This window comes from Pseudomonas sp. B21-036 (assembly GCF_024748925.1).
In the GTDB taxonomy this organism is placed as follows: domain Bacteria; phylum Pseudomonadota; class Gammaproteobacteria; order Pseudomonadales; family Pseudomonadaceae; genus Aquipseudomonas; species Aquipseudomonas palmensis.
Window position 1 is genome coordinate 127,501 of record NZ_CP087178.1, and the last position, 26,670, is coordinate 154,170.

General features: G+C 66.0%; 24 protein-coding genes and 3 rRNA genes (1 of these 27 only partly in view). 19 read left to right on the plus strand and 8 right to left on the minus strand.

The window, feature by feature from the left end; genetic code table 11:
* From LOY33_RS00595 to rrf (LOY33_RS00605), 3 genes are all read left to right on the plus strand, one after another.
* Positions 1 to 557 (plus strand): 23S ribosomal RNA (locus LOY33_RS00595) (it extends 2,333 nt beyond the left edge of the window).
* Positions 558 to 695: 138 nt separating this feature from the next.
* Positions 696 to 811, plus strand: a 5S ribosomal RNA gene (rrf, locus tag LOY33_RS00600).
* Positions 812 to 918: 107 nt separating this feature from the next.
* Positions 919 to 1,034: ribosomal RNA gene (gene rrf, locus LOY33_RS00605) — 5S ribosomal RNA — on the plus strand.
* Between the two features lie 140 nt (positions 1,035 to 1,174).
* Here the strand turns inward: rrf (LOY33_RS00605) and LOY33_RS00610 are convergent.
* The 5 genes from LOY33_RS00610 to LOY33_RS00630 form a co-directional block, all read right to left on the minus strand.
* Positions 1,175 to 2,353, minus strand: a complete 1,179-nt coding sequence (locus LOY33_RS00610; RefSeq protein ID WP_043861335.1) for a PepSY domain-containing protein — start codon at positions 2,351 to 2,353, stop codon at positions 1,175 to 1,177.
* Between the two features lie 86 nt (positions 2,354 to 2,439).
* Entirely contained in the window at positions 2,440 to 4,815 is a 2,376-nt protein-coding gene (locus tag LOY33_RS00615) for a TonB-dependent siderophore receptor (RefSeq protein WP_408980699.1), read from the minus strand.
* 221 nt (positions 4,816 to 5,036) lie between these two features.
* Positions 5,037 to 6,005, minus strand: a complete 969-nt coding sequence (locus LOY33_RS00620) for a FecR domain-containing protein (RefSeq protein ID WP_258660671.1) — start codon at positions 6,003 to 6,005, stop codon at positions 5,037 to 5,039.
* Positions 5,995 to 6,492, minus strand: coding sequence for a sigma-70 family RNA polymerase sigma factor (locus LOY33_RS00625; protein WP_054915945.1), 498 nt, complete (start codon positions 6,490 to 6,492; stop codon positions 5,995 to 5,997). The genes LOY33_RS00620 and LOY33_RS00625 overlap by 11 nt, the downstream gene beginning before the upstream one ends.
* Before the next feature lie 95 nt (positions 6,493 to 6,587).
* On the minus strand, positions 6,588 to 7,277 hold the full coding sequence (locus LOY33_RS00630; protein ID WP_258660673.1) for a GntR family transcriptional regulator: 690 nt from the start codon (positions 7,275 to 7,277) through the stop codon (positions 6,588 to 6,590).
* 211 nt (positions 7,278 to 7,488) lie between these two features.
* On the opposite strand from LOY33_RS00630, the gene lapG reads away from it, so the two are divergent.
* Positions 7,489 to 8,181 (plus strand): cysteine protease LapG, encoded by a 693-nt coding sequence (gene lapG / locus LOY33_RS00635; protein WP_408980672.1) that lies wholly within the window; start codon positions 7,489 to 7,491, stop codon positions 8,179 to 8,181.
* A gap of 9 nt (positions 8,182 to 8,190) precedes the next feature.
* Positions 8,191 to 10,128, plus strand: coding sequence for a cyclic di-GMP receptor LapD (gene lapD, locus LOY33_RS00640; RefSeq protein ID WP_258660675.1), 1,938 nt, complete (start codon positions 8,191 to 8,193; stop codon positions 10,126 to 10,128).
* 76 nt (positions 10,129 to 10,204) lie between these two features.
* On the opposite strand, the gene LOY33_RS00645 is transcribed toward lapD, so the two are convergent.
* Positions 10,205 to 10,516 (minus strand): hypothetical protein, encoded by a 312-nt coding sequence (locus tag LOY33_RS00645; RefSeq protein ID WP_043861329.1) that lies wholly within the window; start codon positions 10,514 to 10,516, stop codon positions 10,205 to 10,207.
* Positions 10,517 to 10,684: 168 nt separating this feature from the next.
* On the opposite strand from LOY33_RS00645, the gene LOY33_RS00650 reads away from it, so the two are divergent.
* From LOY33_RS00650 to LOY33_RS00705, 12 genes are all read left to right on the plus strand, one after another.
* Positions 10,685 to 11,584 (plus strand): TauD/TfdA family dioxygenase, encoded by a 900-nt coding sequence (locus LOY33_RS00650; RefSeq protein WP_258660676.1) that lies wholly within the window; start codon positions 10,685 to 10,687, stop codon positions 11,582 to 11,584.
* A gap of 20 nt (positions 11,585 to 11,604) precedes the next feature.
* Positions 11,605 to 12,624: an ABC transporter substrate-binding protein gene (locus LOY33_RS00655; protein ID WP_258660677.1), complete on the plus strand. Its 1,020-nt coding sequence runs from the start codon at positions 11,605 to 11,607 to the stop codon at positions 12,622 to 12,624.
* A gap of 4 nt (positions 12,625 to 12,628) precedes the next feature.
* A complete protein-coding gene (locus LOY33_RS00660; RefSeq protein ID WP_043861326.1) occupies positions 12,629 to 13,492 on the plus strand; it encodes an ABC transporter ATP-binding protein in 864 nt (287 codons plus the stop codon).
* Between the two features lie 15 nt (positions 13,493 to 13,507).
* Positions 13,508 to 14,377 (plus strand): ABC transporter permease, encoded by an 870-nt coding sequence (locus LOY33_RS00665; RefSeq protein WP_054915880.1) that lies wholly within the window; start codon positions 13,508 to 13,510, stop codon positions 14,375 to 14,377.
* Positions 14,378 to 14,467: 90 nt separating this feature from the next.
* Complete coding sequence (locus LOY33_RS00670) at positions 14,468 to 15,280, plus strand: tetratricopeptide repeat protein (RefSeq protein WP_043861324.1); 813 nt, start codon at positions 14,468 to 14,470, stop codon at positions 15,278 to 15,280.
* A gap of 97 nt (positions 15,281 to 15,377) precedes the next feature.
* Positions 15,378 to 15,830: a MarR family winged helix-turn-helix transcriptional regulator gene (locus tag LOY33_RS00675; RefSeq protein WP_043861339.1), complete on the plus strand. Its 453-nt coding sequence runs from the start codon at positions 15,378 to 15,380 to the stop codon at positions 15,828 to 15,830.
* Positions 15,827 to 17,917: an FUSC family protein gene (locus LOY33_RS00680; protein WP_088513901.1), complete on the plus strand. Its 2,091-nt coding sequence runs from the start codon at positions 15,827 to 15,829 to the stop codon at positions 17,915 to 17,917. The genes LOY33_RS00675 and LOY33_RS00680 overlap by 4 nt, the downstream gene beginning before the upstream one ends.
* Positions 17,914 to 18,126, plus strand: a complete 213-nt coding sequence (locus LOY33_RS00685) for a DUF1656 domain-containing protein (protein WP_043861322.1) — start codon at positions 17,914 to 17,916, stop codon at positions 18,124 to 18,126. The genes LOY33_RS00680 and LOY33_RS00685 overlap by 4 nt, the downstream gene beginning before the upstream one ends.
* Positions 18,123 to 18,998: an HlyD family secretion protein gene (locus LOY33_RS00690; RefSeq protein ID WP_253086546.1), complete on the plus strand. Its 876-nt coding sequence runs from the start codon at positions 18,123 to 18,125 to the stop codon at positions 18,996 to 18,998. The genes LOY33_RS00685 and LOY33_RS00690 overlap by 4 nt, the downstream gene beginning before the upstream one ends.
* Positions 18,995 to 20,395: an efflux transporter outer membrane subunit gene (locus tag LOY33_RS00695; protein ID WP_043861320.1), complete on the plus strand. Its 1,401-nt coding sequence runs from the start codon at positions 18,995 to 18,997 to the stop codon at positions 20,393 to 20,395. The genes LOY33_RS00690 and LOY33_RS00695 overlap by 4 nt, the downstream gene beginning before the upstream one ends.
* Positions 20,396 to 20,673: 278 nt before the next feature.
* Positions 20,674 to 20,916, plus strand: a complete 243-nt coding sequence (locus LOY33_RS00700) for a DUF2789 domain-containing protein (RefSeq protein WP_043861319.1) — start codon at positions 20,674 to 20,676, stop codon at positions 20,914 to 20,916.
* Positions 20,917 to 20,985: 69 nt separating this feature from the next.
* Positions 20,986 to 21,624, plus strand: a complete 639-nt coding sequence (locus tag LOY33_RS00705; protein ID WP_054915884.1) for a hypothetical protein — start codon at positions 20,986 to 20,988, stop codon at positions 21,622 to 21,624.
* Between the two features lie 3 nt (positions 21,625 to 21,627).
* Here LOY33_RS00705 and LOY33_RS00710 read toward each other — a convergent pair whose 3' ends face one another.
* Together LOY33_RS00710 and LOY33_RS00715 are read right to left on the minus strand one after the other, a co-directional pair.
* Positions 21,628 to 22,068 (minus strand): CBS domain-containing protein, encoded by a 441-nt coding sequence (locus tag LOY33_RS00710; RefSeq protein WP_043861317.1) that lies wholly within the window; start codon positions 22,066 to 22,068, stop codon positions 21,628 to 21,630.
* Between the two features lie 104 nt (positions 22,069 to 22,172).
* A complete protein-coding gene (locus LOY33_RS00715; protein ID WP_213606680.1) occupies positions 22,173 to 22,799 on the minus strand; it encodes a LysE family translocator in 627 nt (208 codons plus the stop codon).
* Positions 22,800 to 22,923: 124 nt separating this feature from the next.
* Between LOY33_RS00715 and LOY33_RS00720 the strand changes: the two genes are divergently transcribed.
* Positions 22,924 to 24,357 (plus strand): PLP-dependent aminotransferase family protein, encoded by a 1,434-nt coding sequence (locus LOY33_RS00720; RefSeq protein WP_258660682.1) that lies wholly within the window; start codon positions 22,924 to 22,926, stop codon positions 24,355 to 24,357.
* Between the two features lie 58 nt (positions 24,358 to 24,415).
* Positions 24,416 to 26,413, plus strand: coding sequence for a TonB-dependent receptor (locus LOY33_RS00725; RefSeq protein ID WP_258660686.1), 1,998 nt, complete (start codon positions 24,416 to 24,418; stop codon positions 26,411 to 26,413).
* Positions 26,414 to 26,670: the final 257 nt, after the last annotated feature.

Consider the following 26,670-nt stretch of genomic DNA (forward strand, 5'->3'; position numbering starts at 1 on the left):
TGCGAGACAGACACGTCGAGCAGGTACGAAAGTAGGTCTTAGTGATCCGGTGGTTCTGTATGGAAGGGCCATCGCTCAACGGATAAAAGGTACTCCGGGGATAACAGGCTGATACCGCCCAAGAGTTCATATCGACGGCGGTGTTTGGCACCTCGATGTCGGCTCATCACATCCTGGGGCTGAAGCCGGTCCCAAGGGTATGGCTGTTCGCCATTTAAAGTGGTACGCGAGCTGGGTTTAGAACGTCGTGAGACAGTTCGGTCCCTATCTGCCGTGGACGTTTGAGATTTGAGAGGGGCTGCTCCTAGTACGAGAGGACCGGAGTGGACGAACCTCTGGTGTTCCGGTTGTCACGCCAGTGGCATTGCCGGGTAGCTATGTTCGGAAGAGATAACCGCTGAAAGCATCTAAGCGGGAAACTTGCCTCAAGATGAGATCTCACTGGAGCCTTGAGCTCCCTGAAGGGCCGTCGAAGACTACGACGTTGATAGGTTGGGTGTGTAAGCGCTGTGAGGCGTTGAGCTAACCAATACTAATTGCCCGTGAGGCTTGACCATATAACACCCAAGCAATTTGCGTCGAACGACCAGATTGCGGTGTTGTGAAGACACAGTAAGCCGAAGATTTGTACCTCACGAACATCACATACCCGATTCGCTGGAGTGTCTGAACAAGACCTTCTGGCAACAGAATTTCTTGACGACCATAGAGCATTGGAACCACCTGATCCCATCCCGAACTCAGTAGTGAAACGATGCATCGCCGATGGTAGTGTGGGGTTTCCCCATGTGAGAGTAGGTCATCGTCAAGATTAAATTCCGAAACCCCTATCTGCATCTGCAGGTAGGGGTTTCTTTAGAGTAGAAGCATCAAGAATTCGCCGGCACGTCGCAATGTACGGGCCAGCACACAGAATTTCTTGACGACCATAGAGCATTGGAACCACCTGATCCCATCCCGAACTCAGCAGTGAAACGATGCATCGCCGATGGTAGTGTGGGGTTTCCCCATGTGAGAGTAGGTCATCGTCAAGATTCAATTCCAGAACCCCTGTCTGCGTTGCAGACAGGGGTTTTGTCTTTTCAGGGGCTAGGGTAGCGGGTTGTTCCTGCCACCCTCTGCACCGGCCAGGCCGGCCCCTGCACACAATGGGCTGCAGGAGCCGACCTTCAGTCTATGCAGTGCGCCGAGCCCGGCTACTGCGCCGCGCCAGCAACTTGCGCCACCAGATATACACCCCTGTCACCGACAGCACCGCAATCACTACCCCCAGCACCGCGATCATCACCTGGCCTGTAGTGCCGAGGATCCTGCCGCCATGTATGGGTAGTTGCAGCCGGTAGAAGCGTTCCCCCAGGGTGCCCTGGCCAGCGATCTCCTGCCCCAGCAGGCGCCCGTCGGTGCCATGGAAGAACAACCACGACTTGCCCTGGGCATCGGTGTCGTGCTGTCCGAAACCGGCGCCATAGAAGTTGTACTCGAAGCTGTAGTACAACTCGCCGATCGGCGCCGTCAGCCCCAGCCGCTGGCCCTCCTGCTGCGCCAGCTGATGGGCTTGATGCCATGTCAGCTGGGTCTGTCCCAGTTCTTCCCTGGGCAGCCTGCCACGGGCCTCATAGACGCTTGGTTCCACCGGCGAGAACAGCGACACCGCCGGCTTGAACACTTGGCTGGGCAGGTTCATCGCCACACTGCTGACGGCCACCGGCAACAGCAGCAGCCACAGCCACAAGCCCCCAGCCCTGTGGATATCCATGTTCAGTCGATACGCATGCCCGCCCTTGATCTTCCAGGCCGTGCTCCATTTGCGCCAGAACGGACGACCACGGGGCAGGGTCAGCAGCAGGGCGATGAAGCAGTCGAGCACCCACAGGATCGCCACCACGCCCATCAGCCACAGCCCCCAGTTGCCCGGCAGGGTCAGGTTGTAGTGCAGCTCGAGGACGAACGGCATGAAGTTCTCCCGCGAGAAACAGCACTCGCCCCAGTAGCGCTGGCCCAGCGTCTGGCCGCTGACCGGGTCGAGGTAGAACACCGTGTTCTTCTCGGCATACGGCTTGTCGGTGGCCGGGTCGTTGCGCGGCACCATCGCCAGCAACGCCGAATGGCCGGGCTCGTCGGGGTATTCCATGTACCACACCTGCAGGCGCGGGTGTTCGGCCTGCACCTTGTCCACCAGGTTGCCGGGGTCCTGGCGGGGGCCTTGCGCCGGGGCTTCATAGAACGAAGGGTTCAGCCATTCGTCGATCTCGTGGTTGAACGCCAGCACGCTCCCGGTGAGCCCTGCCAGGGCAAGGAACAGCGCGGTGGCCAGGCCGATATAGCGGTGCAGCAATACGTAGAGGTGGCGCATATAAAAGGATTCCAGATCAGGTCGCCAGATGCGACAAAGCCAGCGCCTGGAATCAGGCACTGGCTTTGCGGCTCACGGGGGTGTGGTCAGAACTGATAGCTGACCGTGGCGCTGACATTGCGCTCTTCACCCATGTAGCAGTAGTTCAGGCTCGCGCACGAGGCGATGTAGCTCTCGTTGGTGAGGTTGTTGGCATTGAGCCGCACATCCACGCCCTTGAGCCCGACCTTGCCCAGGTCGTAGCCCACCGACGCATCGAACAGGGTGTACGACGGTACCTTCATGGTGTTTTCCGCATCCACCCAGCTGTAGCCCACGTAACGCACGCCACCGCCTACGCGCACACCGTCCAGCACCCCCTGGCGGAAGTTGTAGTCCGCCCACAGCGAGGCCATGTGCTTTGGCGCCTGGGTTGGCGAGTTGCCCTTGTTGTCGAGTGTGCTGCCAGCCAGGGTGCTCGGCATCGTCTTGCTGTACTCAATGTCGGTGAAGGTGTAGCTGCCCAGCACCTTGAGGTTCTCGCTCAACTGCATGTGCGCTTCCAGCTCCAGGCCTTGGGAGCGTACCTGCCCGACCGGGTAGTAGAAGTCGTTCTGCGGCTGTTTGGTGGCCAGGTTCTCCTGCTCGATGCGGAACACCGAGGCGGTGAACAGGTTGTCGGTGCCCGGCGGCTGGTACTTGATACCGGCCTCCCACTGGGTGCCTTCGGTCGGTGCCAGCGGGTTGCCGGCGGCATCGGCGTAGGAGTTGGGGTTGAACGACTCCGAATAGCTCAGGTAAGGCGCAATACCGTTGTCGAACAGGTACAGCACGCCCGCGCGGCCGGTGAGCTTGGTGCGGTCATCGCTGATCCTGGTGCCCAGTGGGCGGGTAGGCTCGGCGATACGATTCTCATCCGAGGTCTTCACCCAGTCCTGCCGCAGCCCCAGCGAGAAGCGCCACTTGTTCAGCTCGATCAGGTCCTGGGCGTAGATGCCGGTCTGCTGCAGGCGCCGGGTGTAGCTGGTCGGTGCGTAATAGGTGATCTGCGAATTGCCGTACTGCGGGTTGAACGCATCGATCGACGCCAGGCCGCCGCTGCTCCAGTCCACCACGGTCTTGCGTCGCTGGTAGTCCAGGCCCACCAGCGTGGTGTGCTTGGCCGCGCCGGTGAAGTACTCGGCCTGCAGCATGTTGTCGATGATGTAGGAGTGCAGTTTCTCGTCGGCACCGGTGTAGTAGCGGTTCAGCTTGTTGCTGGTGGGCGACTCGTAGCCCCAGGCGTACACCTGGTCCATCTTCACCGTCGAGTCCAGGTAGCGGAAGTTCTGGCGTGCGGTGAACACATCGTTGAAGCGATGCTCGAACTGGTAGCCGAACGACTGCTGATTGCGCTCGTAGCTGTCGATGCCCGGCTCGCCCTCGAAGAAGTGTTCCGAGATACGCTGGCCGTTGCGTTTGTGCAGCGCGCCATCGGCTGGCACGCCGGCGTGGTAGCCGCCTTCCGGATCGTTCTGCAGGTAGGCCTGCAAGGTCAGCGAGGTGTCCTCGGTGAAGTCGATGCTCAGGGTCGGCGCCAGCGCATAGCGCTTTTCTTCGTTGTGATCGAACTGGGTGTCGGACTGATGCGTCAGGCCGGTCAGGCGGTAGGCGATACGCTTGTCGTCGTCCAGCGGGCCGCTGAAGTCGAAGCCCACCCCACGCTGGCCCTGGGTGCCGACGGTAGCCTGCACCTGGCGGAAGTTCTCGTACAGTGGCTTCTTGGTGGTCAGCGCCACCAGGCCACCTGGCGAACTGCGGCCATACAGCACCGACGACGGACCTTTGAGAATATCCACGCGCTCGAGGAAGTACGGGTCGATCTGCATGGTGCTGAAGGTGCCGCTGTCACCCATCGACTTCAGGCCGTCGATGTAGATGTTGTCCACCGAGCCATCGTTGAAGCCGCGCATGGCCACATAGTCATAGCGGTGGGTCGCGCCATACGGGTTGGTCAGCACGCCCGGGGTGTAGCGCATGGTCTGCGAGACCGTCTGCGCGCCCTGGTCGTCCATCTGCTGGCGGGTTACCACAGACACCGACTGCGAGGTCTCCAGCAGCGCGGTACTGGTCTTGGTCGCGATCTGGCTGTGGGTGGCGTTGTAGCCCTCCATGCTGCCCAGCGCGTTGCCCAGGGCAAAGCCACGCACGTCGGTGGTAGGCAATGCCAGTGCGGCGTCGTGCGGGGCCGCATGCAGCACATAACTGGTGCCATCCTGGCTCACCGCCTCCAGCCCCGTGCCATTGAGCAACTGGCGCAGCGCCTGGTCGGTGGCGTAGCTGCCCTGCAGGCCGGGCGATTGCGCGCCCTGGGTCATCTGCGGGGTGCTCGACAGCGTGATGCCGGCCTGGCGTGCGAACTGGTTCAGCACCTCGTCCAGCGAGCCGGCGGGGATGTTGTACTGCTGGCTGGCGCTGCCCGCAGGTTCGGCCATCGCTACCATCGGCACGCTGGCCAGGCCCAGCGCGGTACCGAACAGTGCGGCGCGCACCGCCTTGCCCAGGCGTGAATCTAAGAGAGGTTGAAACTCATTACTGTCAGTGAGCCGCGGCTGGGCCAGGGTATCGCGCATGAAGAGCATCCGTAGGGTCGGTAAGGGCAGAAGGGAGTCGCTTACTGTCCTAGCCGGACGTGCCGACAAAACCCGCCAAAAAAATCAGCGCATCACGCCTGGCGTTCCAGGCGTACCCACCAGCGCGTGCGATAGCTGACATGCACCGGCAGGGTCTGCGGCAGCAGGTGCAGCAGCTTGTCGGTGTCTTCCAGGCGGAACACCCCGGACAGGCGCAGGTTGGCGATATCGTCGGAGCAGCTCAGGTAGCCGTGGCGGTAGCGCGCCACCTCGTCGATGAAGTCCCCCAGGCGCATGTTGCGCGTGACGATCAGGCCATCGGCCCAGGCACCGGGGTCCATGTTCTGCTGCGCCACGGGCGTGGCGCCCTGGGCATTTACCAGAAAGGCTTCGCCAGCAGCCACCCATTGCAGCCCGGCGGGGCCGGGGTGATGGATCGCCACCTTGCCCTGGCTGACCGTGACGCGGGTGCAGTCGCGCTCCTGGCGCACCACGAAGCGCCCATCGAAGCCTTCGAGCAGCGCATCGCGGCTCTGCACCAGCAACGGCCGCCCAGCCGGGCCGAGCGGGTGTTCGGCGCAGGTCAGCATCAACTCCCCGTGCTTGAGGCGCACCAGGCGCTGGCGGCTGTCGAAGGCCAGGTCTGCCGCGGTATGGGTATTGAGATTGAGCAGGCTGCCATCGGGCAGGCGGACGCTGCGCCGCTCGCCGGTGGCCGTGGCGAAATCCGAGGTCCACGGGTCGAGCAGGCCAACGTCCTTGCTGACCCAGGACGCTGAGCCAAGCATCACCACGCCGCCCAGCAGCTTCAGGGCCTGGCGCCGGTGCAGCCGCTGCTGGCTGTTCTCCAGGGTCTGCAGGGCGACGACACCGGCGCCCGGCACCGCACGCAGGTTCATTTCCTGCTGCAGGCTGTGCACCCGCTGCCAGGCCAGTTCGTGCTCGTGGCTGGCGCTGCGCCACTGCTCGCACTGGGCCTGCAACTGCGGGCTGGCGCCGTTCTCGCGCACCCGCAGCATCCAGTGAATGGCCTGCTTGACCACGCGCGGGCTAGGGTTCATAGCGCAGCAGGTAGCAGTGATAGAGGGCGTCGGCCACATACCGCTCCACCGAGCGCAGCGAGATACCCATCTGCTCGGCGATCTGCTTGTGGCTCAACCCTTCGCACTGGGCCAGCAGGAACGCGGTGCGCACCTTGGGCCTGAGGCCGTCGAGCAGGCACGCAATGCGTTCCAGCAGCTCCAGCAGCAGCTCGCGGGTCTCCGCTGATGGCACCTCGGCCTCGGGCAGCTGCGCCAGGGCTTCGAGGTAGGCACGCTGCAGCTCTTCGCGGCGCCAGTGATCGATCACCAGCCCGCGCGCGATGGTGCGCAGAAACGCACGCGGCGCATTCAGCTCCAGTTGTTCGCGCCGCTGCAGCAGGCGCACGAAGGTGTCCTGGGCCAGGTCCGCGGCATCGGCCGCATTGCCCAGGCGGCAGCGCAGCCAGGTGTTCAGCCAGCTGTGGTGTTGCTGATAGAGCCTGTGCACAGAGTCGTGGGAGGACATGAAGGCGCGCTGCAACCAAGGTCATAAATGATAATTAGTCTCATTGTTATGGGGCCTTGCGCAATTTGCAACCACTGACCGACCCGGCGGCGCGTTCAGCCCTGCGGCTGGCTGGCCAGGTACTGCCTGATGGTCTGCATGCCCTTGTCCAGGTGCTGGGTCAGAAGCTGTACAGCTTCGTCCACCTGGCCGGCCTGGGCTGCGTCCACCAGCGCAATGTGATCGTCCTGGGTCAGCTTGCCCAGCCCCATCGACGACAGATGAAACCGCAGGAAGCGCGCCTCTTCGCTCAACTCGTTGTCGATCAGGCGCAGCAACTTCTGATTGGGCGCCTTGCGGTACAGGGCCATGTGCAACAGGCGGTTGAGCTGGCCCATCTCGGCGTGCCGGGTCTCGTTCTGCAGTTGCTCGATGTAGCCCCGGGCCAGGGCGATGTCCTCGGCGTCCAGCAGCGGGATCGACTGGCGCAGCGCCTCGCTCTCCAGGATCACCCGTAGCCCGTAGGAGTCCATTGCATCTTCGCTGATCAGCGGGGCCACCACCGCGCCCTTGTGCGCCACCACCTGCAGCAGCGACTGCGCCTCCAGCTGACGCAGGGCCTCGCGCACCGGCATGCGGCTGACCCCGAACAGCGTCGCCAGCTCCTGTTGGCGCAACGCCATGCCGGGTGCCAGGCGCCCGTCGAGGATGGCGCTGCGCAGGCGCTCTTCGATCACGCTGCGCGCCAGGTGAGCAGGCACCTGCTCGTCACCCAGAATGCTCAGGAGTTTGATTTTTTCGGCCACGCTGACTGCCCTGCTAGCAAAGATTGGATCCAATGACCCTAGTGATGACGGTTGCGCCTGTCAAATTCAGGCCGGCGCGGGCCTGCGGGCGTTCGCGGCGGCTATCCTGAATGAAGTCGCAGCGCTTTGGAAGCTTGCCGCCGTGCGCCATTGTCTTTTGCCCGCCCAGCCTGCACCATCGCGATTCCACGATCTGCATGGACCGCCGGCCTTGGCGATACGTTGGGCTTTGCCTCTGACCCCGCGCCGGGCTGGCCTGGCGCTGTTGCTCGGCTGCGTATTGCTGGGCAACCTGCGCGCGGACTGGGACTTTTCCCAGATCAGCCGCAAGGCCCAGACCCTGTACGGCCCCCTTGGTGCCGGCCAGCAGCGTATCGATGCCTGGCAGCAGTTGCTTGCCACCCAGCGCCAAGGCAGCGAAGCCGAGCGCCTGCAGGTGGTCAACCAGTTCTTCAATCGCCAGTTGCGCTACGTCGAAGACCCCGAACTGTGGCAGCAGGCCGACTACTGGTCCACCCCGATCCAGTCACTGATCAAGGGCGCCGGCGACTGCGAAGACTACGCCATCGCCAAGTATTTCAGCCTGCGCCGCCTGGGTATCCCCAGCGAGAAACTGCGCATTACCTACGTCAAGGCGCTGCGCCAGAATCGCGCGCACATGGTCCTGACCTACTATTCCACTCCAGAGGCGATGCCGCTGGTGCTCGACAGCCTGATCGACACCATCGAGCCGGCCAGCCAGCGCACCGACCTGCTGCCGGTCTATGCCTTCAATGGCGAGGGCCTGTGGCTGACCGGGGCGGGTGGCAATCGCAAGGTCGGCGACAGCAAGCGCCTGTCGCGCTGGCAGGATCTGTTGAAGAAGATGCAGGCCGAGGGGTTTCCCACCGAGCCGGCTTACTGAGGATTGCGGATGTCACTGTTCAAGCAATTGTTGCTCGCCATCTGCCTGTTTCTGGTGGTCGCCTTCAGCGGCAGCTTCATGGTCGGCCTGGAAAGCTCGCGCAGCCAGTACGTCAATCAGCTGCGCGCGCATGCGCAGGACGCCGCCACCGCGCTGGCGCTGTCGCTCACGCCGAACATCGACGACCCGGCAATGGTCGAGCTGATGGTCAGCTCCATCTTCGACAGCGGCTACTACGCCAGCATCCGCGTGATCGACCTGGGCCCCAATGCCCTGCTGGTGGAGCGTCACGCCGAGCCGGACAGCAGCGGTGTGCCGGCCTGGTTCATCCGCCTGATCAACCTGGAGCCGGCCGGCGGCGATGCCATCGTCAGCCGCGGCTGGCAGCAGGCGGCGCGGGTCGAGGTGGTCAGCCACCCGATGTTCGCCCTGGCCAAGCTGTGGCGCAGTGCGCTCGGCAGCCTGGCCTGGCTGCTGGCCTGCGGGGTGGTCAGTGCACTGCTGGGGGCGCTGCTGCTGCGCCGTCAGCTGCGACCGCTGGACTACCTGGTGGCGCAGTCCCAGGCCATTGCGCGTCGCGAGTTCCTCAGTGCGCCGCGCCTGCCGCGCACCCCGGAGCTGCGCCGGGTGGTGCAGGCCATGAACCAGATGGTCGAGAAACTCAAGGCGCTGTTTCTCGAGGAGGCCCAGCGCAGTGAAGCCCTGCGCGCCGAGGCCTGGCAGGACAGCCTGACCGGCCTGGGCAACCGGCGCTTCTTCGAGATGCAGCTGTCTGCCCGGCTCAGCGCCCAGGACGATAGCCCCGGCTACCTGATGCTGGTGCACGTGCAGGACCTGGCCGGGCTCAACCTGCGCCTGGGCGGCCAGCGCACCGATGCCCTGCTGCAGGCTCTTGCGCAGCAGGTGCAGCGGGTGTGCGTGCACTATCCCAAAACCCTCGACCTGATCGCCCGTAGCCGTGGCGGCGAGTTCGCCGTGCTGGCACCGGGGCTGGTGCATGACGAGGCCGTGCACCTGGCCCAGGAACTGGAGCAGACCCTGCACAGCCTGTACGACACCGGTGCTTCCGACCGTAACCCGGTGGCCTGGATCGGCCTGGCCCCCTACAGCCCGGGCGACGCCCCGCAGGCCCTGCTCGAGCGCTGCGACGAAGCCCTGGCCCAGGCGCAGAGCCAGCAGCTGCCGACGTGGGTCTGCCTGCCCGCACACGCCCCGGCGCTGCTGGACCACGACTGGCATGCCCTGCTGCAACACGCCCTCGACCAGCGCCGCTTCGAGCTGTTCTTCCAGCCGGTGGTGGCGACGCACGAGCTGGGCCGCGTATTGCAGTACAAGGTGCTGTCGCGCCTGCCCGACGGGCATGGGCAAACCCTCCCCGCCGGGCGCTTCCTGCCCTGGCTCGAGCGTTTCGGCTGGTCGATCCGGCATGACCTGCTGATGCTCGAACAGGTGCTGGCCCACCTGCAGCGCCATGACCAGGCGCTGGCGCTGAACCTGTCGGCGGCCACCCTGGCCGACCCCCAGGCGTTGCAGGCGGTGTACGGGCTGCTGGGGCGTCACGCGGCGCTGGGCCCGCGCCTGACTCTGGAGATCGGCGAAGAGCAGTTGCCCGACCAGGCCGCGCTCGAGCAGTTGGCACGGCAACTGGGCGCGTTGGGCTTCAAGCTGAGCCTGCAGCACTTTGGCGGGCGCTTCAGCATGATCGGCAACCTGGCGCACCTGGGCCTGGCGTACCTCAAGGTCGACGGCAGCTTCATCCGCGCCATCGATCAGGAGCCGCACAAGCGCCTGTTCATCGAGGCGATCCAGCGCGCAGCGCACAGCATCGACCTGCCATTGATTGCCGAGCGGGTGGAAACCGAAGGTGAACTGGAGGTGCTGCGCGAAATGGGGATTTTCGGGGTGCAGGGGCGCTTGATCGGCGAGCCCCGGCCCTGGGCGCCGTAGTGGCTTCTTCGCCGGCCACGCCGGCGCCTGCAGGCGGCGGTGAACCCCGCAGGCGCCGGCCTGGCGGGCGAAGCTGCTAGATCAACGGCCGCTCCTCATCGATCAGCTTGTTCAAACCCCCCATGGTCTGGCGCGCGCTCGAACGGCTGAGCAGCTTGGCCTGTGCGCTCGCCGGCAGGTCGGTGATGCTGATCACGCCCTTGCTGGTCAGTACCTCGATCAAGTCCTCCAGCACCCGGATCATGTCCAGGTCGCTCTGCTGCAGCTTCTTGGCAAACCAGGCCTGAGCCTCCGGCGAATCGTTGGGCAGCGCTTCGTTCTCCTCGGCAAAGGGCGTCGACTCCAACCGCACGATCTGCCCACGGGTGTCGCGTTGCACATAGAACATGGCTTTTCCCCCTGATGACATCTGCTTGATGGCCTCAGCAGCATAGGTCACGCGAAGCGGACAACCCTCTCTATGCTTATTCTCTAAAGGTATTTAAATTATTTTTCTTATGCATTTATATTTATTTCCACGCGCAGTTACCGACCCGACACGTGGGAGTGAAAAGATATGTCAGCGGCCCCTGGCGCCTTGTCGTACACCGACAGCGCCCAACCCCAAGCCTTCGAGATTCGTCCGTTTGCCGGTGCCGTGGGCGCCGAGATCATCGGCCTGGACCTGAGCCGTCCGATCAACGCTGGCGATTTTGCGCGCATCCACCGCGCGCACCTGGACCACCATGTGGTGGTGTTCCGCGACCAGCGCATCACCCCCCAGCAGCAGATCGACTTCAGCCGCCGTTTCGGCGTGTTGCAGATCCACGTGCTCAAGCAGTTCCTGCTCGGCGGCCACCCCGAGATCCTGATCGTCTCCAACATCATCGAGAACGGCCAGAACATCGGCCTGGGCGATGCCGGCAAGTTCTGGCACTCGGACCTCTCCTACAAGGAACTGCCCAGCCTGGGCTCGATGCTGCATGCCCAGGAGCTGCCCAGCGAGGGCGGCGATACCCTGTTCGCCGACATGCACAAGGCCTGGGACCAGTTGCCCGCCCACCTGCGTGCCGCCGTCGAAGGCCGCAGCGCCGCGCACTCCTACACCGCGCGCTACAGCGAAACCAAATTCGAAGGCAACTGGCGCCCCACGCTCACCGCCGAGCAACTGGCCCAAGTGCAGGAAGTGATCCACCCGGTGGTGCGTACCCACCCGGAAAACGGGCGCAAGGCGCTGTTCGTCAGCGAGGGCTTCACCACCCGCATCGTCGGCCTGCCCGAGGACGAAAGCCGCCATATCCTGGCCGAGCTGTACGCCCACAGCGTGCTCGAACACAACATCTACCGCCACCAGTGGCAACCCCACGACCTGGTGTTCTGGGACAACCGCTCGCTGATCCACCTGGCCGCCGGCTGCCCCGCGCACCTGCGTCGCAAGCTGTACCGCACCACCATCCAGGGCGACGCCCCGTTCTGACCCGTCTTCAGGAGTACCGCATGCGCAACTCAATCAGCCGCCTGGCGGCCAGCATCGGCCTGGGCGTCAGCCTGCTCGCCGGCAGCCTCGTCGTCCCCGCCACGGCCCAGGCCGAAGGTGAAATCCGCATCGCCGAACAGTTCGGCATCGTCTACCTGCTGCTCAACGTGGTGCGCGACCAGCACCTGATCGAGAAGCACGGCAAGGCCCAGGGCATCGACATCAAGGTCGACTGGACCCAGCTCTCGGGCGGCGCCGCGATCAACGACGCGCTGCTGTCCGGCTCGGTGGACATCGCCGGTGCCGGCGTCGGCCCGTTGCTGACCATCTGGGACCGCACCTACGGCCGCCAGAACGTCAAGGCCGTGGCCTCGCTGGGCAACTTCCCGTACTACCTGGTCAGCAGCAACCCCAACGTCAAGACCATCGCCGACTTCACCGAAAAGGACCGCATCGCCCTGCCGGCGGTTGGCGTCTCGGTGCAGTCGCGCTTCCTGCAGTACGCCGCCGCCCAGCAGTGGGGCGACAAGGACTACGCGCGCCTGGACAAGTACACCCTGGCGGTCCCGCACCCCGACGCCACCGCCGCGCTGCTGGCCGGCGGCACCGAGCTCAATGCGCACTTCTCCAACCCGCCGTTCCAGGACCAGGCGCTGGCCAACAAGAATGTGCACGTGGTGCTCGACACCTACGACCTGCTCGGCCCCAACTCGCCCACCGTGCTGTTCGCCACCGAAAAATTCCGCAACGACAACCCCAAAACCTACCAGGCCTTCGTCGACGCCCTGGCCGAGGCGGCCGACTTCGCCCAGCACGACAAGGGCGCGGCGGCCGATACCTACATTCGCGTGACCAAGGCCAAGATCGACCGCGAGGCGCTGCTCAAGATCATCGACAACCCGCAATACGAATTCAGCGTCACGCCGAAGAACACCTACAAGCTGGCCGACTTCATGTACCGCATCGGCGCGATCAAGCACAAACCCGAATCGTGGAAGGACTACTTCTTCCAGGACGCCAAGCCACTGCAGGGGAGCTGAGCGCATGACCGCCCGCTTGCCAGGCCACACGGCCAGCAACCTGAGCCCCGTGAGCGCACCGGCGCTGCTGCAGGTGGACAACCTCAGCCTCGAGTACCGCACCGCCCAGCGCGTGGTGCGGGCCACCCACCAGGTCAGCTTCGAAGTGGACAAGGCCGACCGTTTCGTCCTGCTCGGCCCCTCAGGTTGCGGCAAGTCGACCTTGCTCAAGGCCGTGGCCGGCTTCATCGAGCCCCGTGAGGGCGCGATCCGCCTGCAGGGCCAGCCGGTGCACGGGCCGGGCCCGGACCGCATCGTGGTGTTCCAGGAGTTCGACCAGCTGCCGCCGTGGAAAACCGTCAGGCAGAACGTGATGTTCCCGCTGCTGGCCTCCGGCACGCTCAAGCGCGCCGAGGCCGAACAGCGCGCCCTGCATTACCTGGACAAGGTCGGCCTGGCGGCATTTGCCGATGCGTACCCGCACACCCTCTCCGGCGGCATGAAGGCGCGCGTGGCCATCGCCCGGGCGCTGGCCATGCAGCCCAAGATCCTGCTCATGGACGAACCCTTTGCCGCCCTCGACGCGTTGACCCGGCGCAAGATGCAGGAAGAACTGCTGCTGTTGTGGGAGGAGGTGCGCTTCACTCTGCTGTTCGTCACCCACTCCATCGAGGAGGCGCTGGTGGTGGGCAACCGCATCCTGCTGTTGTCGCCGCACCCGGGGCGCGTGCGCGCCGAGATCCACAGTCACCAGTACGACCTGCACAGCCTGGGCGCTGCCGACTTCCAGGCCAGCGCGCGGCGCATCCATCGTCTGCTGTTCGACGATGATGCCGCCGCCGAGCAGGACGCCGCCCTGGATTTCACCGACATCCGCATCGCCTACTGACCGGGAGCCCCACCGATGACCACCTCTGCACCGGCTCCGCGTCAGGAGTACGAAGTCACCCTTGAACCCCTGCTCAGCGTACCGCTGGAACGCGAGCTGCCCCTGGGCCAGCGCCTGTGGCAACAGGGCTGGCTGCGCAAGAGCCTGATCCTGATCCTGCTGGCGCTGGCCTGGGAAGCCGTGGCGCGCTATCAGGGCAACGACCTGTTGCTGCCCAGCTTCCTGCAAACCGCCGCGGCGCTGTACGACGGCCTGCTCAGCGGCGAACTGCCGGCCAAGGTCGGGGTGTCGCTGGTGGTGCTGCTCAAGGGCTACCTGCTGGGCATCGTGCTGGCCTTCGGGCTCACCAGCCTGGCCGTGTCGACCCAGATCGGCCGCGACCTGCTCAGCAGCCTGACCTCGATGTTCAACCCGCTGCCGGCCATTGCCCTGCTGCCGCTGGCGCTGCTGTGGTTCGGCCTGGGCGACAACAGCCTGATCTTCGTGCTGGTGCACTCGGTGCTGTGGGCGCTGGCGCTCAACACCTATGCCGGCTTCATGGGTGTGTCCGAAACCCTGCGCATGGCCGGGCGCAACTACGGGCTGCGCGGCTTGCGTCTGGTGGTGCACATCCTGATTCCGGCGGCGCTGCCGTCGATCCTGTCGGGGCTCAAGATCGGCTGGGCGTTCGCCTGGCGCACCCTGATCGCCGCCGAACTGGTGTTCGGTGCCACCAGCGGCAAGGGCGGGCTGGGCTGGTACATCTTCCAGAACCGCAACGAGCTGTACACCGACAAGGTGTTCGCCGGCCTGGCCGTGGTGATCCTCATCGGCCTGCTGGTCGAGAGCCTGGTGTTCAATACCCTCGAGCGCGTCACAGTACGGCGCTGGGGCATGCAGCGCTGAGCGCATCGGGGCGACAAAAGTGCGTGTCCTTGTCTAGGCTTGCCTCACAGGGTGGCATGGGCCGCCCACCGGTCAGTCAGGGATGAACCGTTGTCTGCTGCCAGCACCATCTACCCACTGCTCGCGCGGCTGTTGCCCAGGGCGATCGCCCCCGATCCGGGCGGGCAGACCCAGCGCCACACGGCCGGCATCGGCATGCCGGCCCAGCGTGCGGTGCTCGGCAGGGGCTTCTGCCTGGTCAACCGCCTGGACGAAGCCGTCGACCTGCAGGCGGTGTATGCCGACCTGCGCCAGCAGGCGCTGGATGGCAGCGTGGTGGCGCTCAACGACCTCGGCTGGGTATGGCTCAACGGCAAGTACTGGCGTGCCGAACCGGCCCTGGCCGGGCGCCTGCTGCGCATGGCGGCGCTGCAGGGCAGTGCGGTGGCCTGGTACAACCTGGGCCAGCAGCACTATTTCGGCAAGGGCGTGACCATCGCCTACGCCAGCGCCGCCGAGTGCTACCGGCAGGCCTTCGAGCGCGGCCTGGACGAAGCCGCCGCGGCGCTGGGCGACCTCTACGAAGAAGAGATCTGCGATACCCACCTGCAAACCTGGCAGGTCGATCCGCAGCGCGCCTACGACTGGTTCATGCAGGGCGCCCAGCGCGGCGATGGGCGCTGCCGGTTCGAGATCGGCTACCGCCTCCTGCATGGCCAGCAGGTGCGGGCCGATGCCAGGCTCGCCGTGTACTGGCTGGAGCTGGCGGCCGCAGCGGGGGTGATGCCGGCGGCCGAGGAACTGGCCATGCATTTCAGTGTGGCCGGCAACCCCATGCGCTATCTGTTCTGGCGTGACCGGGCGATCAGCCTGGGCAGCCCGCGGGCGCTGACCCTGAAACACGAAGACCAGTACCGGCGCTGACCTCGGCCGACGGATGCCGCATTGCCGCTATTGACGCCCGGGGCGTTGATCGAAGAACATTGATAGTTAGCAAACTATGAATCTCGACACCTTGCCCATGAATCTTGATGCACTGCAACTGAACATCAGCAGCGGCATGGTCGCGGCCAGCCGTCACTGGCGGCGCATCTGCCAGGCCACGCTGGTCGGCTACGGCATCTCCGAAGCCTGCGCGGTACCACTGCTGATGATCGTGCGCCTGGGCGATGGCGTGCACCAGGTGGCGGTAGCCCAGGCCGCAGGGCTTGAAAGCCCGTCGCTGGTACGCCTGCTCGACCAGCTGTGCAGCGCCGGTTTCGTATGCCGCAGCGAAGCCCCCGGTGACCGCCGCGCCAAGGCCCTTAGCCTGACCCCGCGCGGGCGCGAGCTGGCCGAGGCGATCGAGGCCGAGCTGGTGCGCCTGCGCCGCCAGGTGCTGCACGACATCCCGCCCGCCGACCTCGAAGCGGCGCTGCGTGTGGTGCGCGCCTTCGAAGACGCCGCGCAGCGCTCGCCGGGCGTGCCTTCATGAAGGACTTCTTCAGCTCCATGCCGCCGGCGCGGGACTGGTTCTACGGCGTGCGCACCTTCGCCGCGTCGATGATCGCCCTGTACATCGCCCTGCTCATGCAACTGCCGCGCCCCTACTGGGCGATGGCCACGGTCTACATCGTCTCCAGCCCGTTCGTCGGGCCCACCAGTTCCAAGGCCCTGTACCGCGCCCTGGGTACACTGCTGGGCGCGGCGGGGGCGGTGTTCCTGGTACCGCTGCTGGTTCAGACCCCGGTGCTGCTCACCTGCGCCATCGCCCTGTGGACCGGCACCCTGCTGTTTCTCTCGCTGCACCTGCGCACCGCCAACAGCTACGCGCTGATGCTGGCCGGCTACACCCTGCCGATGATCGCCCTGCCGGTGGTGGACAACCCGCTGGCGGTATTCGACATCGCCTCCTCGCGGGCCCAGGAAATCTGCCTGGGCATCGTCTGCGCGGCGGTGGTCGGGGCGATCTTCTGGCCGCGCCGGCTCACCCCGGTGGTGGTCGGCGCCACCGGCAACTGGTTCGCCGAGGCGATCCGCTACTGCGACACCTTTCTTGCCCGCCAGGCCACGCCCGAAACCGTGGGCGGGCTGCGCGCCTCGATGGTCACCACCTTCAACTCGCTGGAGATGATGATCGGCCAGCTGTCCCACGAGGGCGCGCGGCCGCAGACGGTCAAGAATGCCCGCGAGCTGCGCGGGCGCATGATCCACCTGTTCCCGGTGATCGACGCCCTCGACGACGCGCTGCTGGCCCTCGAAGGCCGCGCCCCGGCCCAGGCGGCGCAACTGCAAGGCTTGCTGGAGCAGGCCCGCAGCTGGTTGCAGGCCAGCGCCGAAGACGCCTCGGTGGCGCGCTGGACGGCCCTGCGCGAGCAGCTCGAACGCCTGCAACCGAGTGTCGCCGCCCTCGACGAGCGCCCCGGCCTGCTGCTGTCCAATGCCCTCTACCGGCTGGGCGAATGGATCGACCTGTGGCAGGACTGCTGCAGCCTGCAGCACGCCATCCGCGACGAAGACCTGTCGCCCTGGCGCGCGGTGTACCGGCACTGGCGCCTGGGCCGCCTGACGCCGTTCTTCGACCGTGGGCTGATGCTCTACTCGGTGTTCTCCACCTTCACCGCGATCCTCGCCGCCACCGCGCTGTGGATACTGCTCGGCTGGCCCGACGGCGCCAGCGCCGTGATCCTCGCGGCGGTGGCGTGCAGTTTCTTCGCGGCCATGGACGATCCCGCGCCGCAGATCTACCGGTTCTTCTTCTGGACCACCCTGTCGGTGGTGTTCGCCAGCCTCTACCTGTTCTTGGTGCTGCCCAACCTGCATGACTTCCCGATGCTGGTACTGGCGTTCGCCGTGCCGTTCATCTGCGTCGGCACCCTCACGGTGCAGCCGCGCTTCTACCTGGGCACCTTGCTCACCATCGTCAACACCGCCTCGTTCATCAGCATCCAGGGCGCCTACGACGCGGACTTCCTGACCTTTGCCAACGCCAACCTGGCCGGCCCGGTGGGGCTGCTGTTCGCCTTCATCTGGACCCTGGTGGTGCGCCCGTTCGGCGTGGAGCTGGCGGCCAAGCGCCTGACCCGCTTCAGCTGGCACGACATCGTCGGCATGACCCGCCCGGCCAGCCTGGCCGAACACCGGCGCCTCGGCGTGCAGATGCTCGACCGCCTGATGCAGCACCTGCCGCGCCTGACCCAGACCGGCCAGGACACCAACAGCGCGCTGCGCGACCTGCGCGTGGGGCTCAACCTGCTCGACCTGCTGGCCTACATGCCACGGGCCACGCCGCCGGCACAGGCGGCGCTGGCGCAGGTGATCGCTGAGGTGGGTGCGCACTTTCAGGCGTGCCTCAAGGCCCGCCGCCGCCTGCATGCGCCGGCCGACCTGCTGCGCAGCATGGAGCGTGCGCGGCATGCCCTGAACCTTGAGGCCATGGCCGACTGCGGGGAAACCCGCGTGCACCTGCTGCATGCCCTGAGCGGCCTGCGCCTGGCGCTGCTGCCGGGGGTGGAGGTGGTGCTGGAACCGTCCGACGATCAACCGCAACTGCCCTACGGCATCGATGGAGCCCCCCTGTGATCGGTGAACTGGATATCAGCGGGGTATTTCTGCCCACGCTGCTGGTGATGATGGTGTTCACCTATGTGCTGTTCCTGGGGGTGCACGCGGTACTCACGCGCCTGCACTTCTACCGCCTGGTCTGGCACCGGGCGCTGTTCAACGTTGCTCTCTACGCCGTGCTGCTGGGCACGGTCGACCACTTTTGCCGAAGCCTGATGCTGCCATGAAAAAACCCTTACTGACCCTGGGCCGCGTGGTCCTGACCCTGCTGGTGGTAACGCTGGCAACCGTGCTGGTGTGGCAGATGGTGCTGTACTACATGTTCGCCCCCTGGACCCGCGACGGCCACATCCGCGCCGACGTGATCCAGATCGCCCCCGATGTGTCCGGGCTGATCCAGCAGGTCTCGGTACGCGACAACCAGGTGGTCAAGCGCGGCGACGTGCTGTTCAGCATCGACCAGGACCGCTTCCACCTGGCCCTGCGCCAGGCCCAAGCGACCCTGGCCGAACGCCGTGAAACCCTGGCCCAGGCGCAGCGCGAGGCGCGCCGCAACCGTGGCCTGGGCAACCTGGTGGCGCAGGAGCAGCTCGAAGAAAGCCAGTCGCGCCAGGCCCGCGCGCAATCGGCCCTGGCCGAGGCGCAGGTGGCGGTGGACGCGGCGCAGCTGAACCTCGACCGCTCGGTGGTACGCAGCCCGGTCGACGGCTACCTCAACGACCGCGCCCCGCGCGCCCACGAGTTCGTCAGCGCCGGGCGCCCGGTGCTGTCGGTGGTCGACAGCAATTCCTACCACGTCGATGGCTACTTCGAAGAGACCAAGCTGGGCGGCATCCATATCGGCCAGGCCGTGGATATCCGCGTGATGGGCGACGACGCGCGCCTGCGCGGTCGCGTGCAGAGCATCGCCGCAGGCATCGAGGACCGTGACCGCAGCAGTGGCGCCAACCTGCTGCCCAACGTCAACCCGGCGTTCAGCTGGGTGCGCCTGGCGCAGCGCATACCGGTGCGCATCGCATTCGACGAGGTGCCGGAAAACTTTCGCATGATCGCCGGGCGTACTGCCACGGTGTCGATCATCGAGGATGCCGCCCGATGAAACGCTTTGCGCTGCTGGGCGCAGGGTTGCTGCTGTCGGCCTGCCAGATGGTCGGGCCCGACTACAGCGTGCCCAAGGAGGCGGCGGTCAATCGCGGCGACCTGCAGGGCGCGCTGCGCAGCGACGCCGACAGCGTGGTCTCGGCGCCGGTGCCCGCCAACTGGTGGCACCTCTACCAGGACCCGCGTCTCGACGCGCTGGTCAACCAGGCGCTGGCCGCCAACACCGAACTGCGCGTGGCCGCGGCGAACATCGCGCGGGCGCGGGCACAGGTCGAGGAGGCCGAGGCCCAGGGCGGGTTCAATGGCGGGGTCAAGCTGGGTGCGCAGCGCCTGCAGGAGTCCGGCGAAGCCTTTCTGCAACCCGACAAGGTGCCGGTGGCCAACATCGGCGAGGCGATCCTCAGCGCCTCGTACCAGTTCGACCTGTGGGGCACGCTCAAGCGCGGCGTCGAGGCCGCCCAGGCCCACGCCGACGCCACCCAGGCTGCCGCCGACACCGCCCGCATCACCCTGGTGGCGGATGTGGTGCGGGCCTACACCCAGGTGTGCGCGGCCAACGAGGAATACCACATCGCACGGGCCTCGCTGGACCTGCAGGAGCAGAGCGTGACCCTCACCCAGCGCCTGCGCGATGCCGGGCGCGGTGACGAAACCCAGGTGACGCGCACCGAGACCCAGTTCAAGTCGCTGCGCGCCGAACTGCCGCGTTACCAGGCCATGCGCGAGGCGGGCCTGTACACCTTGTCGATGCTGCTGGCCAAGCCGGTCGAGCAACTGCCGGCGGGTACCGCGCACTGCGCCGAGCTGCCGCACATCGCGCAACGTGTGCCGGTGGGCGATGGCGCCGCGCTGCTCAAGCGCCGCCCCGACATCCGCCAGGCCGAACGCAGCCTGGCGGCGGCCACTGCCGGCATCGGCGTGGCCACCGGGCAACTGTACCCGGACATCAGCATCGGCGCGCAGGTGGGCACCATCGGCATCCTCGAGAACCTGGGCAAGCCGGCGACCAACCGCTGGGGCTTTGGTCCGCTGCTGACCTGGACCGTGCCCACCAATGGTTCGCGGGCACGCATTCGTCAGGCCGAGGCCTCGACCCAGGCGGCGCTGGCGCATTTCGACGGGGTGGTGCTCAACGCCATCCGCGAGACCCAGACCAGTCTGGCGCAGTACAGCGCGCTGCTTGACCGGCGCGACGCGCTGGCCGAGGCCGAGCGCTCGGCGCAACTGGCGGCCGACCAGACCCACCGGTTCTTCAAGGCCGGGCGTGAATCGTTCCTGGCCGACCTGCAGGCCACGCGCACCTACACCGACATGCGTGCGCAGCTGGCGGCGGCCAATACCCAGGTCGCGATGGGGCAGATCGGCTTGTTCCTGGCGCTGGGCGGCGGCTGGTAGCAACCGCTATCTTGCAGGGCCATTCTGACCCGCTCCCACATGGGCAGCGGTGATCCTTGTGGGAGCGGGCTTGACCCGCGATTGGGCCGCAAAGCGGCCCCCACCCACCCTCGAGCGACGCCATCGGCATCGGAACGTCTGCATGTACCGCAACTGCAGCGACTAAACTCCAGCGGTCGGGACCGGCGGTGAAATTAAACGCCAACCCGACTGACCTCGAACGACCTGTGCGCTGTCTACCCCATTCAACCCGGCCTGACGTCCAGAAGGAGTGACCCATGGAAGCACCTACCCACAGCTTTAGCGCCCTGTTCAAGCAGCTTGGCCTGCCCGATGATCCCAAAGGCATCGACCAGTTCATCACCAGCCACTCGCCGCTCAAGGGCGACATCAAGCTGGTGGATGCGCCGTTCTGGACGCCGGCACAGCGCGAATTCCTCAAGGAGGCGATTCTGGAGGATGCCGACTGGGCCGTTCAGTTCGACCAGCTCAACGAGGCGCTGCGCAATCCCCGCAAATAAGCGCTGAGCGGCACCTGTACCTGCAGTTGGCGTTGCTATGCTCAGAAAAACAATAAGGGGATGGCGCCAATGAAAGATCCCTACGCACCCGGCTTCTGGGCGGCCGTGACCGCCCTGGGCCTGCTGAGCACCGGCTATTTCTACGGCGTTCGCCAGCTCTACCAGCTGGTGGAGGCCATGCACTTCATGTACGCGGCCGCCGCCGTGATTGCGGCGCTGGCCCTCACGGCCCTGGCCTGGAGCAGCTGGCAGCAGCTCAAGGTGCGCAAGCGCCAGCTCGAGCAGGGCCGCACCCTGGTGGCCATCTGGAACACCAAGGTTGCCCTGCGCCGGGTCGAAACCGTATTCGACCGCTACTTCTGGGGCAGCTACTGGCAGCCGGGGCGCACTTTTCAGGAAGTGATGGGCGAGCTTGAAGGCACCCCGCTCGAACAGAGCCTCGAAGCCCTCAAGCGCCAGTGCCAGCAGCTCGACCAGCAGACCCGCGGGCGCCACCGCTACTGGCTGAACAACGCCCGCGAACTTTCCAGCGTGGCCACGGCCATGGCCCGCGAACGCTACCAGCTCGACCTGTGCGACTCGCAGCAGAGTGCCGGGCGCGGCAGCGCCGTGCTCAACCGCGATCTCGAAGTGCTGGTGTACACCTGGTCGGCGCGCCTGCGCAGCTTCGACCACCAGCTCGACGAGCTGGAGGGCGAATACCGCTGAGGTTCATTCGCCGCGGATGTACTGCTCCAGTTGCAGGATCAGGTTGGCCTGTTCGGCAATCGCCGCCTTGACCAGGTCGCCAATCGACAGCAGACCGATCAGTTGGCCGTTCTCCACCACCGGCAGATGGCGCAGATGGCTGTTGGTCATCAGGTTCATGCACACCTCCACGCTCTGGTGCGGGTCTACCGTGACCACCGGTGCGCTCATGATGTCGCGTACCGGCGTGCCCACCGACGAACGTCCCTTGAGCACCATCTTGCGGGCGTAGTCACGCTCGCTGATGATCCCGACCACCTGGCCGTCATCGACCACCGGCAAGGCGCCGACGTTCTTCTCGCCCATCACCATCAGCGCCTCGAGCACCGTCTGGTGCGACCTGATGGTGTGTACCGCATGGTGTTTTTCTTCTTTGGTATTGAGCAGCTCTTTCACGGTTTTCATGTGCAGCCTCGGCGGTGGATAAGCGGCGATGCCTATCCCCTAAGAATCGTGCACGGATGCCCACTCGGCAAGGTTGAAAACGCCATGGGGCCGATTGAAAAACGTCATGCTCCGTCGAAACCGCGCATCAGCATCAACGCCACGCCTGTCAGCAGCACCGCCGTGGCCCGTTGCAGCAGGCGCCGACGCGCCGGTTGCTGCAGCACATGACGGATGCGCTGGCCGAAGTAGCAGTACAGGCAGCCGCTGGCAAACTGCAGCAGCAGGAAGGTCAGGCCGAGCACGGCGATGTCGCGGGTGTGGCTGGCAAACTGCGGGAACACCGCGCTGAACATCAGGATGCTCTTGGGGTTGGACAGCCCGGTCAGCAGGCCCCTGGCGAACAGCGCCCGGAAACCCTCCAGCGCCGGCCCGCCGCTATCGCCCAGCGCCAGCCCGGTACTGGTCCACTGCCGCCAGGCCAGGTACAGCACATACGCGACCCCCAGGGCCTGGATCAGCTGGCGCACCAGCGGGTAGCCCTGGATCAGCGCCGAAAAGCCCAGTGCAAACACCAGAATCGACAGCAGGTAGGCCACGCTGGCGCCCAGTTGCGCCGGCAGCGACTGGCGCAGGCCGGCCTTGAGGCCCAGGCTCAGCAACAGCAGGGTCATCGGCCCTGGGCTGAAGGTCATGCTGGCGCAGAACACCACGAAGTAACCGAAAGAGGAGGGCGTCAGGCCGAGGTTCATGGGGCAGTGCTCACAGTGCAAAGGCCGCAGTCTAGAGTGCAGGCCACGCTGCGGGCAGGCCAAGCAGCGGGCAATCGCGCCCTACTTTACTGGTAGGATTACCGGTAAACCTGTGGAGACCTGCATGCTGCCCGTCATCGAATTCTGCCCTGGAACACCCAAGGTCCAGCAGATCGCCGAAGCCTGGGCGCGTGCCATCGAGGCCGGCGAGCTGCCGGCGGGCAGTCGCCTGCCGCCGGTGCGCGAACTGACCGCGCAACTGGGCGTGAGCAAGTTCACCGTGATCGAAGCGCTGGACCGCCTGCGTGCCCGCAACCTGATCACCTCCAGCCAGGGCCGCGGGCACTTTGTCGCCAGCCGTCACGCGCCGAGGGTGCCGGGGGGCGACACCGACTGGCTGCCGCAGGACCTGGCCAGCGTGCTGCGCCGCTCGCTGCTGGCCGATGACAACAGCCTGCGCCCCGGCAGCGGGCACCTGCCGCCCGACTGGCTGGAGCCCGGCAACCTGCGCCAGGCATTGCGCACCGTGGCCCGCTCCACGCGCCTGCGCATTGGCGGCTACGGTACGCCGGCCGGTTACCTGGCGCTGCGCCAGACCCTGCAGACGCGCTTGCTCGGCCAGGGCATCGCCGCGCCGCTGGAGCAGATCGTCACCACCAGCAACACCGTGCAGGCGCTGGACATGCTGCTGCGGGTGATGCTGCGCCCGGGCGATTGCGTGGTGCTCGACAGCCCGTGCTATTTCAACTTCCACGCCAACCTGGCCCTGCACGGCGCGCGCATCGTCACCGTGCAGCGCACCGCCGAGGGCCTCGACCTGGCGCGTTTCGAACAGCTGCTGGCGCAGCACCGGCCCAGGCTGTACCTGACCACCAGCGTGCTGCACAACCCCACCGGGCACTCGTTCACTGCGGGCCAGGCGTTCGCGCTGTTGCAGCTGGCGCGCCAGTACGACTGCCATGTCATCGAGGATGACCTCTACGCCGACCTGCACCCGCATGCGCCGGCCCGCCTGGCGCCGGCCCGCCTGGCGGCGCTGGCGGGCCTGGAGCAGGTGACATACCTGTCCGGGTTCTCCAAGACCCTCAGCGCCAACGCCCGGGTCAGCTATGTGGTGGCCGCGCCGCAACTGGCCGCCAGCCTCACCCACATGAAGCTGATGAGCGGCGGCATCACCTCCGAACTGCTGGAGCAGGTGGTCGACCAGCTGCTCACCGATGGCAGTTACGACAAGCACCGCAAGCGCCTGCAGCTGCGCCTGCAGGAGGCAGCCGGGCGCGTCGAGCAGCGCCTGCGGGCGCTGGGCTGCGAGCCGCTGCAGGGGTATGCCGGCGGCCTGTTCATCTGGGTGCGGCTGCCCCCCGGTTGCGACGCCCAGGCCCTGGCCCGTGCAGGCCTGGCGCGGGATGTGCTGCTGGGGCCGGGCAGCCTGTTCGGCCCCGAGCCCGGTCTGTTGCAGTGCATGCGCTTCAACGTCGCCTGCAGCGACGACCCGCAGCTATGGTCGGAGCTGGCGGTACTATTGGACAGTTTTGCCGACCCGGCATCTGCGTTATAACGAACCCCCAAAAACGTCGGCACAGTGTGTAGCCGGCGGCCACCTTCAAGGAGTCACCATGTTGCCAAGGCGGCCCACCGTCCTCACCTTCCTGTTGCTTGGCGCGGGCTCCGCGAGCGCCGACAGTGTCGACCTGGCGCCGCTGGAAGTCACCTCCACCCGCGTGACCTCCGAATGGTTGCAGACCCCGGCCGCCGTCAGCTCGGTGAGCGTCGCCGACAAGCCCGGCGAACAGATGCTGACCCTCGACAGCCTGCTGATGGCGGTGCCCGGTGCGGTGCCGCAAAGCCGCTACAACATGGCCCAGGGCATGCGCCTGTCGATTCGCGGCTTTGGTGCCCGCTCCAGCTTCGGCATGCGCGGCATCCGCGTACTGGTCGACGGCGTGCCGTTGACCATGCCCGATGGCCAGACCGAGATGGACGGTGTCGACTTGAGCCTGGTGGAAAACATCGAAGTGATCCGCGGCTCGGCTTCCACCCTGTACGGCAACGGTGCCGGCGGCGTACTGGCGATCACCACCCGCGAGCCCTCGCTGGAGCCGCGCACCCTCGTGGACGTGGGTGGTGGTGCCGACGGCTATCGCCGCGTGCGTGCCGAAACCAGTGGCACCTCCGGCAACCTTGGCGGGTTGCTGGCGCTCAACGTCACCAACATGGACGGCTACCGCGATCACGCCGCCTCCGAAGCGCGCAACCTCACCGGCAAGCTGCGCTGGCAGGCCGATGCCGGCGTGCTGGGGGTAACCTTCCAGGCCCTCGACAACCGCTCCGAAGACCCTGGCGCCCTGACCCTCGCGCAGGTGCGCGACAAGCGCAGCCAGGCGCGCCCGCAGAGCCTGCTGTTCGACTCCGACGAACAGATGAACCAGCAACGCCTGGCGGTCAACTGGACCAGCCAGCTGAGCGACACCGACAGCTACCAGCTGCGTACCTGGCTGGGCCGGCGTGACTTCGGCAACCGCCTGCCGCTGCGCGCGGGCGGGCAGACCACCTACGAACGCCTGTTTGCCGGTGTCGGCGGGCAGTACACGCACCTGGCCAACTGGTTCGGCCTGGGTCATCAGCTCACCACCGGCATCGACATCGAGCAGCAGCGCGACGACCGCGAGCGGCACAACAACGAAGTCGGTGGTCACACCGGCAACCTCACCCTGCGCCAACGCGAAAAGGCCGGTGGCTATGGGCTGTACGTGCAGGACAGCGTCGACCTCACCGAGCGTCTGCAACTGACCCTGGGCGGACGCTATGACGCCACGCGCCAGTCGGTCGACGACCGCTTCCCGAGCGACGGCGACGCCTCCGATGCGCAGCGTTTCGAAGACTTCAACTACAGTGCCGGCCTGAGCTACCGCCTTACCGAGCACACCATGGCGTATGCACGGGTGGCCACCTCGTTCGAGACCCCCACCCTCAACGAACTGAGCAACCCGACCGCAGGCGGCTTCAACACCGGGCTGCAACCGGCGCGGGCGCTGACCCGCGAGCTGGGTGTGAAGGGCGAGTGGGACGACCTGCGCCTGGAGGCGGTGGTGTACAGCATCCTGCTCAAGGACGAACTGGTGGCGCAGAGCACCGACCGCGGCAACACCTACAGCAACGCCGGCAAATCGCGGCGTGACGGCTTCGAGTTGAGTGGCGAATACCGCCCTGTGGATAACTGGCGCCTGTCGATGGCCTACAGCTACAACGATTACCACTACACCCGTTTCGAGGGCTATGACGACAACCGTCTGCCGGGCATTCCCCGGCAGACCTTGTTCACCGAGGTGGGCTACGAGTCGGATGCGTTCTATGCACGGGTCAACATGAACGCCTATGGCCCGCAGTATGCGGACAACGCCAATGAGGCGCGGGTGGCGGGCAATGCCTTGTTCAACCTGCGCGTGGGCACGGTACTCAAGCTTCAGGGCCAGGAGCTGGAACCGTACGTGGGTGTGGATAACCTGACTGACCGGCGTTACTACGACAACCTGCGCATCAACGACACAGGCGCCCGTTACTACGAGCCGGGCCCAGGTCGGACCTTGTACGCGGGCATCCGCGCGAGCTTCTGAAGACCTGACGCCGAGCGAACAAGGCTGGCACCGCCGATCCTGCAGGCCATGGCGCGTTGCAATCGATACAGGAGCCGGCCTTGCCGGCGAAGCGCCGCGCGGGCGGCGCTCGATCTGGTGATCGCCGCAGAAGCAGCGGCTGGCACCTTGTGAGGTCGCATCTGTTGCCATCCCCTGCAAAACCTTGAACCCCATCACGTTTCCCGCACCCCGTTGCAACTTTCTCGCGATATCCCCGTCAGAGCGGTGCGGAAGAG